The organism is Clostridium sp. LIBA-8553 (assembly GCF_057782465.1).
The window spans coordinates 452273-467823 of sequence record NZ_CM173489.1 but is presented as its reverse complement, the minus strand read 5'-3'; the positions used below and the strand labels follow the sequence as shown (position 1 = coordinate 467823).

Below are 15551 nucleotides of genomic sequence, written 5' to 3'. Positions count from 1 at the left end.
CTTTTTTAATTAAAGAATCTACTAAAAACTTTTAAAAAATTCTAATCCTTAATCTATAGATAATGATAAAATCAATGAAGATTTTAAGAAAAAATTTTTTCTACTCATTCTAAAACTTTAAAAATCATATCAGGAAAATAAATTAAACGAAGAAAATGTTTCTCCTAAATACATGTAAAATAACCCAATTGAAGTTTTAATTCTCAATTGGGTTATTTCTATGTTAACAATATTTCATTTTAATTATTGGCTATGTTTTAAACTAGTGTTGATTTTTAGATAGAACTGTAAGACCATCTTAATGAGCAGTTAGTATATGATAGCAATACTTTGCGAAATTAAGTTAGGTCTGAAGGTCTAGCTAAAAATCAACATTCACCTAAAACAGCGCCTAATTATTCTAATAAAACCTATATAATCTTAAAGAAATCATTAGGAATATAATTTATAAATTGACTTATCTCATTTCTATGACCGTACTTTCCTTGAGAATTATATGTTATTACTAGTCTTTTCTTAGCACGAGTTATAGCTACATAAAATACTCTTTTTTCTTCAGCTAGATTTCCACTTTTTATAGACATATATGAAGGAAATGTGTTGTTTTGAATACCAGCTAAAAATACAGTATCAAATTCTAATCCTTTTGCTTGATGTACTGTTATTATTGGTATTCTAGGCTTCTTTGTCCTATTAATTATTAAGGATTCTAATTCTCCATTAGAAAGACCTGTTATTCTTATGATATCTAATAAAGCATCTCTATTTCCTTTGCTTTTATCGTCTAAATCTCTAAATAAGGCATATAAATCTCTAAGCCTATTTAGTTTTTCTTTATTTTCATCTCCAGCATACATGCTTTTAATATTAAAACCATTCATCACACAGGCAACCAATTCATATGGTCTTTTACTCTCTGCTATTTTAAAAAGTTCATTTAATTTCTTACTAATAGCCGTAAATGCTTTTAAATGCTTTGACATTAAAGCCATTCTTTCCATTGAAGTTGGAATTATTTTTTCATTTATTGCCCTAACTAGAAGCTCTCCTGTAGCTATAATATCATCCATAGCATCATGGCTTGGCTTATGTTTAGTATCATATACTTTACTTAAATTTTCTAACTTATAATTTATATTTCCTGGATAAAACCTTCTATATATATCTAAAGTGTCATAAAAAGTTTTAAACTTAGGTTTTCCTAACTTATTTCTTTCTAGTTCACTGCATAATATATTTATATCATATTGAACATTATGCCCTACTATTATTGAATCTTTAGAATACTCCACAAATTCTTTTAAAACTTTTTCTTTATCTTCTCCAATTTTTTGAAGCATTTCATCTGAAAAACCATGAACATAAAAAGAGTCCTTAACTGGCTTTTTATTTTTTAGGAATTTTTCAAACTTATCTACTACCTCTCCATTTTTATTTAACTTTATGGCTGCTATTTGAATTATTTCATCCTCTGTAACATCAACACCTGTACTTTCTACATCAAAAACTATTATCTTTTCTTTTTCAAACTCATTTATTAGTAAAGAAAATTTTTCTCCATATTCTAGTACAAGTGGATCTATATAATCTGATAATCTTATGCCAACCTTTTTGTATTGTAAAGACTCTATAGCCTCTAAAGTTCTCATACCAATCCCTGTTGGCAATCTATTTACTATTCTTTTTAGACTTAAAGAATCATATCTATTAGCTATTAACTTTAAGAAAGCTAATATATCTTTAACCTCTTGTCTTCTAAAGAACTTAAATTGATCCACAAGTATAAATTCAAAATCAGCACCTTCATAACCGCCAATTTGATAAAGCTCCTCACTCAGCCCTATATTGTAGTTATTATCTCTTGTAAGAACACATACTTTTTTTAAATCTTCTTCTTTTCTGCATAAATTATTTACATAATCAAAAATGAATCTGGCCTCTTCTCTTAAACCTCTTGTTTCCTTTAATATTATTTTTTCTCCAGTAGTTTTGGATTCTGCTGAAATTCCATCCTTATAAATACTAGATACTTTTTTTGAAAAAGCATTATTTAAAAACTCCAATGAAGCTTGGTTTAAATTTTGAGTAGCTCTATAATTTTTTGAAAATACAACTTCTATAGGGTTAAATTTTTCTTTAAATTTATTAAAAATCATTTCTGGATCTGATCCACGCCAGCTATATATTGTTTGAAAGAAATCCCCACATATAAGAACATTATTTCCCTCAAAAAGTTTCTCAACTATTGAATACTCTATAATACTTGTATCTTGTACTTCATCTATATTTATATATTTAAATTTATTTTTAAGAGCTTGGACAACTTTTTCATCCTTAAATAATTCCTTAGTAAGTATTATTAAATCGTTAAAATCTAAAGCATGATCCTCTCTAAGCTTAGAATCATATAACGTTACTAATTCATGTCCATGAAACTTAATATAGGTTTTAAGCTTTAAATTTAAATTTCCTTTGTCACTACAAACCTGATTTATTTTTTCTTCGCTAAACTTAAAAATTTCATTAATTACGGTCTTATATTCATTTAAAACTCTATCTTCTAAAGTTTCTCTTCTTGCCTTTTCAACCTTTATAAAATCAATAACTTTTTGTATCTGCATATTAGTAGCCATCAAATTGCTTGTAGCATAATAATAACTTAATTTACTTATAACTTCCCTACAATCATCTTCATCAAATATTGTAAAGTCTGAAAATATATCAGTATTTCTCTTTGCGTAAGTTTTAACTACATCGAAACAAAAGCTATGAAAAGTTCTTATGGTTATATCCTTAGCTTCTCCCCCAACTATTTTAATTACTCTATCACTCATCTCTTTACATGCCTTATTAGTAAAAGTGATGCATAAAATTTCTGAAGGCTTTGAATTTCCATTTTTTATTATAGATGCAACTCTCTCTGCTAAAGTATTAGTTTTCCCTGTTCCAGCAGATGCAAGCAAAATAACATTACTACTTTGTTCATTTACAACCTTTTGCTGCTCTTCATTTAAGTTAATCATAATAGCCTTCCTTTCCCCCTAATTCTTTATAATAAAATTTATCTATTAAATCATACTATTTAAATATTTTATATTTATTATTATAAACTAAAATTCCAAATTGCTAATTTATTTTTATCTTGTTTTAAGTAAAAATCAAAATTTGAAATCTATTATAAGTAAAAATAAACGCAAAAAAATAGTACCAGCATAATTTTATGTATGCTAGTACTATTTTATAATTAGTTTATCTTTTTATTGTAAATAACACTATATTTATAATTTAAACTTAGTAATTATAATTATTCTAAGCTTATATTAATCCTTCATAGTTTGTACCTTTAAGTAATTTTTCAACAAATCCCTCACCTGGAAGTGGTTTTCCACTATTTAATGCCTTCATTGATCTTGCAACAACACGAATATCAAATTGTGAAGGATATACTATAGGTGGTTGTTTATTGATATTTAGTAATTTATAAGTTGCCATCATAGCTGAACGTATAGAATATTCAACTGTGAATATAACATCTCCTGGTATTTCTGCAAATTGTCCTAAGAATGCTAGGTTAACAGAACCTTCTGGAACTACTTCTGGACGATCACCTTTAGCCCTTGGCATAAATTGAGCAGTTATATAAGGCATCATTGTTGGTATAACTTTAACTGTCTTTAATATTTCAGGTATATCTTTTTCAAGACCTAAATGATAAAGAAGCTCTTCAAGAAGTTCTTTTCCTGTACAATCTTGCATTTTTTTCTTAATATAGTTACCTTCTTTTTCTAACATTAAACCATATGCCCATAATACAACTATATCATCTGGTTGATCTTTAAACTGTGGTTGTCTATTACAAGTTACGCTCATTAACCAATTAGAATCAGTCATAGTAATAACTCCACCAGTAACAGTTTTATGTTTTGCAAATGGATCTCTTCCACTTAATTCATGAATTTTATCTGTAAGTTTAGATTTCTTACAAGTAATAGTGAAAGATTCCCATTTTGATTTATCTATATCTCCACAGAATTTTTTTGGATGTCCAAAGTCTGGAGAATTTTTAGATATATTTTCCCACAATGTCCAAACAGAACCTGGTTCTCTTATTAACTCTGGTACTTTATCAAAATCTCCATATCCTGTGCATTCTGTCATAGAACCATTAGTAACCATAACTAAATCTCTAGGAAGTACATCTATATGTTCTTTAGTTTGTCCATCCCTTACTAAATGAATTCCTGTAACAGTTTTTTGCTTTCCTATTATTTCTATATCTAAATCTTTAACGTCTGTTTTGTATTCAAAATTTACTCCATTCTCTTTTAGATATTTAGTAAGTGGTAATATGAATGATTCATATTGATTATATTTTGTAAATACTAAACAATCCATCTTGGCAAATCCAGGAAAAGCATGTATAAAACGTTCCATATATCTCTTCATTTCTAACACACTATGCCATGGATTAAATGCAAACATTGAATACCATAAACGCCAGAAATTTGTTTCAAAGAAACTTGGGTCAAAAAACTGCTCTATAGTTACATTATCAAGATCTTCCTCTTTTGCAAGGAATAAATTTGTAATTTTTTTAATATGCTCATGAGCAAGACCTAAGTCATCAAGATTAATTTTCTCACCACAATTTCTAAGTAATCTACAATTTGAACTGTTAGGGTCCTTATCATTAAGTTCCTTAAATTCATCTAAAACAGAAAATCCTTCTTTTTCTAATGAAGGTATTTCTCCAAAAAGATCCCATGTACATTCATAGTGTGATTCTAACTCTCTTCCACCACGACAAACATATCCATGTTCAGGATCTCCAGCAGCATCCATTGATCCACCTTCTATGTCTAATTTTTCAAATATAGTTATATTCTTTCCTGGCATATGACCATCACGCATTAGATAGAATGCAGCTGCTAAAGAAGCTATTCCGCCGCCCACTAGATAAGCCTTACGTTTTTCTATACCTTCTGGAACATTAGTTTTTATTCTTTGATAATTTTCCATAAACTCATCATCCTCTCTAATTTCTTCTTACTGCCTATATTGACATTATATTTCTATAAGAATATGATGAAAATAATCAAGTTTCTCATTCTGAGACATGCTGTCACATATATTTGAATTTGTGCAAAAATGGTTATATGGTGGTGTATTATGAGAAGTGAAATAATATCAAGGATGACAAAAGAACTTTTTGCTAACTCTTTAAAAAAACTTATGAAAGAAAAGCCCATTGAAAAAATCACAATTAAAGAAATATCAGAAGAATGTGATCTTAATAGAAGAACTTTTTATAGACATTTTAAAGATATTTATGATTTATTAGAATGGATCTTTAAAACAGAAATTGATGAAAAAATCCATGAGTCTTTAGACTTTCAACACTGGCAACTTTGTTTTTATGATCTTTTGGATTATTTTTATAAAAATAAAGAAATCAGCTATTCACTTATTCGTTTTTCAAACAGAAAGTATGTAGAAACTTTTATTTGTAATTCTATAAACAAAATTATTGTCAATGTTATAGAAAATAACAAAGAATTATTTAACCTATCTGAATATAATGAGAAATTTCTTTGTAATTTTTATAGTATAAGTTTCACAGCACTTTTACTTCAATGGATAGAATCTGGGATGAAAGAATCACCTGAAAAATTAGTTAAAAACACATCTAAGATTTTAGAAGGAAGTATAGGTAGAATTACAAATGAAAGTTAAATTTTTAAATTTAGAAATACAAAAAATAGAACTAACATATACTTTTATATGTTAGTTCTATTTAAATAAAGGGGATTAAAAAATAGCTTTTACCTTATATCCGCAAGCTATTAAACAGCTTATTAGTTAATAGCTTCTACGTTTAGATAAATTTAGCTTTTGTTTTAATATAAAAATTTTATTATTTTAATAAAACTTCTACTCCAAAATGATCTGATATAATTTTTTTATTTTCTCCATTAAATATAACTTTACTTTCGTAAACTTCAGTATTTTCATTTGTAAAAATTATATCTATTCTTAATTCTTCTGTGTTATCATCCCATCCAGCTATATTTTCTTTAACTGTGACACCAGAATCTTTATTTTTAGCTAAATTATAAGTATCAATTAATCCATTACTTTTAAGAAAATCATATCCTTCATTTTTTAAGAAAGCATTATTATTAAAATCACCCATAAAGAATGCTCTATTTTTACTTTCTTTTGCATGTGAAAGTAAATTTTTAACTTGAACTATAAAACTCTCTTTCTCATCATTCCACCAACCCATGTGACAAGAATAGAAATCTATGTTCTCCTTATTTATATTTATTGTTGCTTTTACTATTTTTCTTGATTTCCAAAAAGTTTTTGATTGATTTTGTGATACATAAAAACTTTCATTATTTACTATTTTATGCTTAGTTAATAAACATAAACCTTCTTCATATATGTCATATCCAATATGAGAATAATCCCAAACTAGGTGGTATCTTTCTGCACCTAGTTTGTTTATTTCTTCAATTAATAATAACCCATAGTTGTCTTCTTTTAGATTTCCTTCTTTAATACTAGCTTTGATACTTTGACTAGCCTCTTGAAGAGCTATGACATCATATTTCTCTTCAACAATTGTCTTTGCTAAATATTTTATCTTCTCTAATTGTTCTTCCTCTAGCCAAGAATGACAGTTTAAAGTAAGTAATTTCATTTTATAAACTCCTAAATACCTAAGATATCTTGAATATCTGATTTTAATACGTCTGCTTTAGGACCATATATAGCTTGAACTCCTTTATCTTTAACTATAAGACCTAAAGCTTTATTTTCTTTCCAAGCCTTTTCGTCTCCAACCTTATCAATTTCCTTAACAGTAACACGAAGACGAGTCATACAAGCATCTACATCTACTATATTTTCTTTTCCACCTAATAACTCAATAGCCTTAACTGCTAATTCATCCATTGAAGCATTGGTATTTGTTGAACCAGTATTTTCGTCTTCACTATCAATATAGTTACCCATACGTCCTGGTGTAGCTATTTTGAATTTCTTAATTAAGAAACTAAATACAAAGTAGTTTATGAAGAAGAATACTACTGCAACTATTACAAAGTTTATTAAATCTTTAGTTAAGCCTGCATTTATCATAAGTGGTGAACGAGTTAAAAGTTCTATAAATCCAAAAGCATGTACTCTTAAGTTTATTATATCAGCTATAGCAAATCCTAAACCAGCTATAACAGCATAAACTACATATAATATTGGTGATATAAACATAAACATAAACTCGATTGGTTCAGTTACCCCAGTTAAAAATACTGCTATGGCAGCTGAGAAGAATACTGATTTATATTTTTTCTTCTTATCTGGGTCAACATTTTTGTACATAGCAAGTGCTACCCCGATTAATGATGCACTTGAAAGTATTACTTGACCAGCTTTGAAACGAGCCGGTACTACTGAGCCTATAAGTTGATTATATGAAGTTATGTCTCCTGCTTGTTTAAAGTTATTTAAGTCAGTTATCCAAGCAAGCCATAATGGATCTTGTCCTGCAACAGCCTGTCCAGCTGTTGGACCTGTAAGTATGTGATATACTCCACCAAGTTCTGTATAGTTTATTGGAACTGTAAGCATGTGATGTAATCCAAATGGTAATAATAAACGCTCTAATGTACCATATAAGAATGGTGCTATTATTGGAGCTGTATCCTTTGATGTAGCTATCCATTGTCCAAAAGTATTTAATCCATATTGTACAAATGGCCATACAAAAGAAAGTATAACAGCAGCTATTGTTGAACCTAGTATAACAACAAAAGGAACAAAACGTTTACCATTAAAGAATGCTAATGCATTAGGTAATTTATTATAGTTATAATATTTATTATATAAGGCTGCTCCTAAGAAACCTGAAATAATACCAACAAATACACCCATATTAAGTGCTGGAGCGCCAAGTACTGAAACAAAGTAATCTTTAACTAAAAGTGTTTGTCCTGTAAATGATTGAACTGTAGCAGTTGAATCTGCTGCTAACATAGCATTACTTACACTAAATATTACCCCAGTAATTCTATTAATAAGAACAAATGCTATTGTACCTGCAAAAGCTCCCCCTGCACGTTCTTTAGCCCAAGAACCACCTATTGCAACGGCAAATAGTAAGTTTAGATTACCAATTATTGCCCAACCTATATCCTCCATAACTCTCGCTATAGTTCTTACAAAATCTACATCAATGTAAATTCCCATTACCTTACCTATTGAAATCATAAGTCCAGCAGCAGGCATTACAGCAACAACTACAAGCAATGCCTTACCAAACTTTTGCCAGAAATCAAAAGACCCTAATTTAAATTTCTTCATTCTCAAATACCTCCAATTATTAATCTTATAACACTCATTCTCAGGTTATAGTCCATACACACTCTAACCCCTAAGTTTTGTCTTTAGATAAATCTAGCTAAAATTCAAAGTAAAAACTCCACTCTGAATTAAATCTAATCTTATTAAGAAACTTTATATACTCTACACTCATAAGGCCTTAAAGTAAATTCTACTAAATCATTATGTTCACAAACTTCATAGTTATTAAGAAGTAAGTCTTTAGAGTTAAGTTTTTCTCCCTCATAATTGTAGTTAGCGTTCTCTCCTGTTAAATTAGCTATTATTAAAAACTTATCATTATTTAAAGTTCTTGTATAAGCATAAATACTTCTATCTTCTTCAAGTATTAAATCATATACACCATAGATTAAAGCTTCATTAGACTTTTTAAGTTTTATAAGCTTTTTATAGAAGTTTAAAACTGAATTTTCATCCTTTTCTTCAGCTTCTACATTTATTGTTTTATAATTCTCATTAACTCCTATCCAAGGTTTTCCTTCAGTAAATCCTGCATTTTTACTTGAGTTCCATTGCATAGGTGTTCTTGAATTATCCCTTGAAGTCACCCAAGCTTCTTTTAATGCTATTTCTTCTGAAACACCGCTTTCAATTCTTTCATTGTAAGTATTTATGGTTTTAACATCATCATACTCAGAAATACTATGATACTTAACATTTGTCATACCAAGTTCTTGTCCTTGATATATAAAAGGGGTTCCTTTTTGTAAGAAATAAACTGCTCCAAAAGCTTTTGCACACTCAGTTAAATATTTATCATCATTTCCCCAAGTTGAAACAACTCTAGGTATATCATGATTTTCAACAAAAAGTGCATTCCATCCTTTTCCTTCTAAAGAATTTTGCCAATTTGTTAAAACATCTTTATATGCCTTTACATCAAATTCTTGTCCCTCTTCATAATTCCAAAGACTAAGATGTTCAAATTGAAATATCATATTAAATGTTCCATCATCTTCTGCTACCCAGTGATCAGCTTCATTGGCACTAACTCCATTAGCTTCTCCAACGGTAACTATATCATATTTTGAAAAAGTTTCTTCTTTCAATTCTTTAAGATGAGAGTTTATTCCTTCTACATTCATATGCTTTTCAAAAGATGAAACATATTTTAGTCCCTCTGGATTATCCATATCCTTAAGACCTTCTTCTTTTTTTATGTGGCTTATGGCATCAACTCTGAATCCATCAATTCCTTTATCAAGCCACCAATTTATCATTTTATATAGCTCATTTCTTACCTCTTTATTTTCCCAGTTTAAATCTGGTTGCTCTTTAGCAAATAAATGTAAGTAATATTGTTCACTATTCTCACAAAATTCCCAAGCCGAACCTTTAAAAATACTCTCCCAATTGTTAGGTTCTACTTCATCTTTTCCATCTCTCCAAATATACCAATCTCTTTTAGGATTGTCCTTAGAAGATCTTGATTCTATAAACCATGGATGTTCATCACTAGTATGATTTATTACTAAATCTATAATAAGTTTCATCCCTCTATTATGAACCTCATTAAGTAACTCATTAAAATCATCCATAGTTCCAAATTCATCTAAGATGTCTTTATAATCACTTATGTCATATCCATTATCATGATTTGGTGATTTATACATTGGACATAACCAAATTAAATCAATTCCTAAATCTTTTAAGTAATCTAGCTTAGATATAATTCCTTGGATATCACCAATTCCATCACCGTTCGAATCCATAAAACTCTTAGGATAAATCTGGTATGCAACTAATTCTTTCCACCATCTTTTATTCATACTTACTCCTTGTATTTTTACTTATATTATTTGAATGTTAAAAAGCTGAAATTCGTGCAAACGTTTGCCCATATTTCAAAAAAATTTGTTTTTTAGATTATCTAAAAAACATAATTAATAAAATTCAGCTAAAATTCAAAGTTCGTGAAGCTCCTTTGAATTAAGTCTCATTTTACATTTTTATAATATCAGATAATTAAATCCTTTACAAAATTGATTTTAGAAAATTTTCATGCTATTTTCTCTCTTTAACTTCTATTTTCTCATTTATTCTCACTTTTTTGTGCAAACGTTTGCCCAATTTGCATGAGGAATCCTATCCTCTATCAATGAACTCAGTATCTACTATACAATAATCATTTCTATCTGCTAAATTGCTATTTAAATAGTCTATAAGTAGTTTAGTAGCCTCATATCCTAGCTCTCTAGCATTAATATCTATAGACGAAATTGGTGGATTTTGATATTTTGTCATAGGTGTGTTATTAAAACCTACTATTTTAATTCCTTCAATTCCCTCTTCATTTAAAAATCTATTTGCTCCGAAAGCAAGAAAGTCATCTGTAGTAACAACTATTTTAGGAGTTCTTTTTGAAATTATCTCCTTCATCGCCAAATACCCACACTCTTCTGAAAAATCCTTCTCTTCAATAACCATAGTCTCATCATAATTTAAATTATTTGCTTTAAAAGCATCTTTAAATCCATTTAATCTGTCTTTTGAAACATTCCAGCTTCTCTTTCCTCCAATAAAAGCTATATCTAACTCTCCATCTTTTATAAATTTATTAACTAACTTAAACATAGCTTCAAAGTTATCATTATCAACCCATAAAACACCTTCTTCATCAGGTCTTCCAATAACTACAAAAGGGAAATTTATATCTTTTAAGTATTTTATAGTGCTGTCATCTTCCTTAACTGATAATAAACATATTCCTTCTAACAAATTATTAGTTGCAAATTCCTTTATTATTTTTAACTCATCATCGTCATTTTTACTAAATGCATACATTATATGGTATCCATTCTCATCTGCTGACATGCTCATTCCTCTCATAGCCTCAACAAAGAAAGGATTTTTAAATAAATCATCTGCTTCATTTGGAAGAACTACTCCTAATATCCTAGTCTTATTATTAACAAGACTTCTAGCTATTGCATTGGGTTTATAATTTAATTTTTCTATGGCTTTATTAACCTTTATCTTAGTTTCCTCGCTAATTTTAGGACTATCAGATAAAACTCTTGAAACGGTAGAAGGGGCTACATTGGCTTCTCTTGCCACATCTTTAATAGTAACTTTCACAAAATCACTCCTTCCAAAATTGTTTATCTAGAATATACCATAAAAAGCTTCTACATTCCACAAAGTACTTAAATCCATAAATTATATTCATCTTATAAAATAATAAATTAACTTAAAGTAAATTTAAAAATAATATATAAATCTCTCATTTATTGATTAATTTTAATTAATATATTAGTATATTTTTGTAAGAAAATTTATCTGATAATTAATTTCTTCTAAGAGAAAAGTTTATATAAAGTATAAATCCCAATTCCATATAACTTCGGATTAAATTTTTATATTCCACTTAAGTTTACTTTTCTATAAACATATCATAAATGATTTTATTCAAAATAAATTACATAAAATCAAAAAACTACTAATGATAATATCCAAATAATAATACTACTAATGTTAGTTAATAAAATTAATATAAAAATTTAATTCAATTTGACTAAAATTTCAGTTCAAAATTTAAATAAATAAAAAGGGGAGAAAATTTATGATGAATGAATATGTTGAATTAAGAAATGGTGTTAAAATGCCAATATTAGGCTTTGGTACTTTCCTAGTTAAAAATGGGCAAACTACTGTAGACGCTGTAAAAACTGCACTAAAAATAGGATATAAGCATATAGATTGTGCTTCTCGTTATGAAAATGAAGATAGCGTTGGAATAGCAATAAAAGAAAGCGGAATTCCAAGAGAAGAAATATTTATTACAAGCAAAGTTTGGAACACTGATCAAGGATATGAAAGTACTCTTAAAGCATTTGAAGAAACAACTTCTAAGCTTGGAGTTGATTATTTAGATCTTTATTTAATTCATTGGCCAAAGGCATTAAACAAAGAAACTTGGAAAGCTTTAGAAAAACTTTATAAAGAAGGTAAGGTAAGAGCTATCGGTGTTTCTAACTTCAAAGAACATCACATCGAAGAATTAAAAGAAGTCGCAGAAATAATGCCTATGGTGAACCAAGTTGAATTTCATCCACAATTAGCTCAACCAGAACTTCTAAATTTCTGTAAAGGACATGGAATCCAATTAGAAGCATGGGGACCTCTTATGCAAGGAAAAATATTTGAGATTGATCTTATGAAAGAACTCGCTGAAAAATATAACAAATCAATTTCTCAAATAGTTTTAAGATGGGATATTCAAATGGGTGTAGTAACAATTCCAAAATCAATTACTCCTCACAGAATTGAAGAAAATTCAAAAATATTTGATTTTGAAATAAGTGATGAAGATATGAATAAAATAGCTGCTTTAAATACTGGTGAGAGAATTGGACCTGATCCAGACCATATAACATTTTAAAATTTTATATAATTAAAGCAAAAAGGAGTTGTATGAATTTTACTATTTAAATCTTTGACGCAACTCCTTTTTCATCAATAAATATTCACTTTTAAAATCATAGAATATCAATTTATTGAGGAGTTAAAATTATATTTTGAGAAGGTATTAAAGAATAATTATTTCCATAATTAGATATTTTAACAGAGTATTCTTTTCCATCTATTGATACTATTGGTTCACTAGACAAATTTCTAACATAAACACATTCTTTGCCTTCCTTTTCCATATGATTTATTACATTAGAAACAAGCTCTTTTTTATTGAAGGACCATTCATCTAAAATTAGAATTATAATCCCCTTACCTTCTTTTAAGCCTTTTAGAAAATCACTATGCTTTTCCATACCAATACCTCTCTTTTATAATAAATATTTATCTATGGATAAACCTCATTTATTAAATTCACGTTAACATTTTATTCACATATTAAAATTACCATAATTTAATAATAATTTCAATATCTTTCATAACGCTGCTTACTTCAATATCTGCTGATAACAGAGATTTAATATGGATACTTCATTAAAAACTCTATTATTTATAAACTATTTATCAATTTCATTAAAATATATAAATTATTTTAGTTATAAAGATAAAAAAGTTTATGAAGATAAAAATTTTTAATCTAATCTTCATAAACTTTTTTTATATTAAAATACAAATATATTTTCACCTGTTATTGAGCTGTTTTTCTTTCATTCTTTAATAACATACTAAGTGTTACTATAAATCCTCCCCATAAAACGGTTGCTCCTATTAAGAAAAATACTATTGATGTTGTATTCATTTTATTCCCTCCTCTAATAAATATAACTTTTATTTTAGACTATGTTTTAGGCTAAAATTTATTTTAAACTAGCTCTTCAACCTATATAAAAATTAATACTAATTTAAAATGGAACCTTATTTTCAGATTATTTTATTGATTAGTCATTAGAAATCAGTTCTTCCTCTTCAACATAATCTTCAATTTTTTTATCTTTCCAAGGTTTCTTAGAAATTATTAAAGCACATATTATTCCAAGGGCTATTATGCTCCATCCATAAGCTAATAATGCTGATAATTCATATCCACCATATGGAGTTTTTATTTCAATTATAATATTTTGGATTATCATATATATTAAAAGTGCTGGAGTTATAAATTTAACAGCTATATCCCACCATTTTCCTACTTTAAAGTGTGATATTCCATTAGCATGCTCTCTAACCTTTTCTGGAGTAACAATCCAACCAATTAATATAACCTCTAATAATCCAACAACTACTATTCCATAGTTATTTATAAAGGCATCAACAATATCTAACATATATAATCCAGCTCCAGTTGCGAATACTGAACTTATTAAAAATCCTATTATACACATTCCAGTTACAACTTTTTTTCTACTCCATCCAAATTTCTCTCTAAATGGTGCTGAAACTGCTTCTGTTAATGAAACTGAAGAGGTTATTCCTGCAAATATTAAGCATAGGAAGAATAATGGTCCAAGTAATGATCCTACAGCTCCCATTTCACTAAATATTTGTGGGAAAGCTACAAAAGCAAGTCCAACTCCACTTGATACAACTTCTGAAACTGGTACTCCCTGAGCTGTTGCCATGAATCCTAATATGGCGAAAACTGCTATAGCTGATAAAAACTCAAAGCTACAGTTAGCAAAAGCTGTTACAAATGCACTATTGTTTATATCTGTTTTTCTAGGTAGATAACTTGAATAAGTCATCATTATTCCTATAGCTAAGCTAAGGGAATAAAATACTTGTCCATAAGCCGCTATCCAAACAGATGGTTTCATAACCATAGACCAATCAGGTGTAAATAATGTATTTAACCCCTCAGTTGCGCCCTCTAAAGTTACTGATTTTACTGCTATTATTATCATAATTAAAACTAATGTAGGTAATAAAATCTTATTTGCTTTCTCAATACCTTTTTTAACACCCTTATAACAAATAAACCAATTTATAACCCAAATTAATGCTATTCCAACTAACACATACCAAACTATGCCACCTAAATCAAAAGGTGATGAACTTAAATTAAGAAAATCATTATGGAAAAATGCATTTGAATCACTGCCCCATCCTTTAGTGAAACTTAATGCAAAATAATTTACTGCCCAGCTTAAAATCATTGAATAATAAGCTACTATAATTGCCGAAGTTATTGTTGGCCACCAACCTATCCATTCCCACTTTTTAGATGCTCTTGCTATTGCAAGTGGTGTTGACCCCCTATATTTATGTCCAAGAGAATATTCTAAAATTAAAAGTGGAATTCCTGCCGTAAATATTGCAAAAAAATAAGGTATCAGGAATGCTCCTCCTCCATTTGAATATGCTACATAAGGAAATCTCCAAATGTTACCTAATCCTACAGCTGAACCTATAGCTGCTAAAATAAACCCAACCTTTGATCCCCACTGTTCTCTTTTTTCATCCATTTTAACGCCCCCTTTTTATCTTTATTTTCCATAATCCTTTCATCTATAATATTACAACCTATCAATAAATTCAAGCATTTTTTATATAAATAATATATTTAAATTAATTTTATTATTATTATATTTATATAACAGTATTTTTATTATCATTTTATCATTTATTTAATATATAAATTTTACTAAACATTACAGTTAATATAGATGTTCTATAATTTATTTCAAAGTTTAAAATGCTTTCTTCTGAAATTCCTTTATATAAATTGTCTTTAAAATATA

The 15551-nt window shown here is 28.1% G+C and carries 11 protein-coding genes; 2 read left to right on the top strand and 9 right to left on the bottom strand.

What is annotated here, in order from left to right; all coding sequences use genetic code 11:
* Positions 1–410 precede the first annotated feature (410 nt).
* Together AC2JAQ_RS01920 and AC2JAQ_RS01915 are read right to left on the bottom strand one after the other, a co-directional pair.
* On the bottom strand, positions 411–3023 hold the full coding sequence (locus AC2JAQ_RS01920) for a 3'-5' exonuclease (protein ID WP_488457643.1): 2613 nt from the start codon (positions 3021–3023) through the stop codon (positions 411–413).
* 292 nt (positions 3024–3315) lie between these two features.
* On the bottom strand, positions 3316–5019 hold the full coding sequence (locus AC2JAQ_RS01915) for an oleate hydratase (RefSeq protein ID WP_488457642.1): 1704 nt from the start codon (positions 5017–5019) through the stop codon (positions 3316–3318).
* A gap of 150 nt (positions 5020–5169) precedes the next feature.
* Between AC2JAQ_RS01915 and AC2JAQ_RS01910 the strand changes: the two genes are divergently transcribed.
* A complete protein-coding gene (locus AC2JAQ_RS01910; protein WP_488457641.1) occupies positions 5170–5733 on the top strand; it encodes a TetR/AcrR family transcriptional regulator C-terminal domain-containing protein in 564 nt (187 codons plus the stop codon).
* A gap of 181 nt (positions 5734–5914) precedes the next feature.
* Here AC2JAQ_RS01910 and AC2JAQ_RS01905 read toward each other — a convergent pair whose 3' ends face one another.
* The 4 genes from AC2JAQ_RS01905 to AC2JAQ_RS01890 all read right to left on the bottom strand — a co-directional run bounded on the left by AC2JAQ_RS01905 (position 5915) and on the right by AC2JAQ_RS01890 (position 11484).
* Entirely contained in the window at positions 5915–6706 is a 792-nt protein-coding gene (locus tag AC2JAQ_RS01905; protein ID WP_488457640.1) for an endonuclease/exonuclease/phosphatase family protein, read from the bottom strand.
* An 11-nt stretch (positions 6707–6717) separates the two neighbouring features.
* The gene (locus AC2JAQ_RS01900) at positions 6718–8367 is read right to left on the bottom strand and encodes a PTS transporter subunit IIBC (protein ID WP_488457639.1); all 1650 of its coding nucleotides are present in this window, start codon (positions 8365–8367) and stop codon (positions 6718–6720) included.
* A gap of 143 nt (positions 8368–8510) precedes the next feature.
* A complete protein-coding gene (locus AC2JAQ_RS01895; protein ID WP_488457638.1) occupies positions 8511–10175 on the bottom strand; it encodes a glycoside hydrolase family 13 protein in 1665 nt (554 codons plus the stop codon).
* A gap of 316 nt (positions 10176–10491) precedes the next feature.
* Entirely contained in the window at positions 10492–11484 is a 993-nt protein-coding gene (locus AC2JAQ_RS01890; RefSeq protein ID WP_488457637.1) for a LacI family DNA-binding transcriptional regulator, read from the bottom strand.
* Between the two features lie 487 nt (positions 11485–11971).
* Here AC2JAQ_RS01890 and AC2JAQ_RS01885 point away from each other — a divergent pair, with 487 nt between their 5' ends.
* Entirely contained in the window at positions 11972–12787 is an 816-nt protein-coding gene (locus AC2JAQ_RS01885) for an aldo/keto reductase (RefSeq protein ID WP_488458760.1), read from the top strand.
* A 112-nt stretch (positions 12788–12899) separates the two neighbouring features.
* Here the strand turns inward: AC2JAQ_RS01885 and AC2JAQ_RS01880 are convergent, their stop codons facing one another.
* The 3 genes from AC2JAQ_RS01880 to AC2JAQ_RS01870 form a co-directional block, all read right to left on the bottom strand.
* A complete protein-coding gene (locus AC2JAQ_RS01880) occupies positions 12900–13172 on the bottom strand; it encodes a hypothetical protein (protein WP_488457636.1) in 273 nt (90 codons plus the stop codon).
* A gap of 332 nt (positions 13173–13504) precedes the next feature.
* A complete protein-coding gene (locus tag AC2JAQ_RS01875; RefSeq protein WP_488457635.1) occupies positions 13505–13615 on the bottom strand; it encodes a MetS family NSS transporter small subunit in 111 nt (36 codons plus the stop codon).
* Positions 13616–13754: 139 nt separating this feature from the next.
* Positions 13755–15275, bottom strand: a complete 1521-nt coding sequence (locus AC2JAQ_RS01870) for a sodium-dependent transporter (protein ID WP_488457634.1) — start codon at positions 15273–15275, stop codon at positions 13755–13757.
* Positions 15276–15551: the final 276 nt, after the last annotated feature.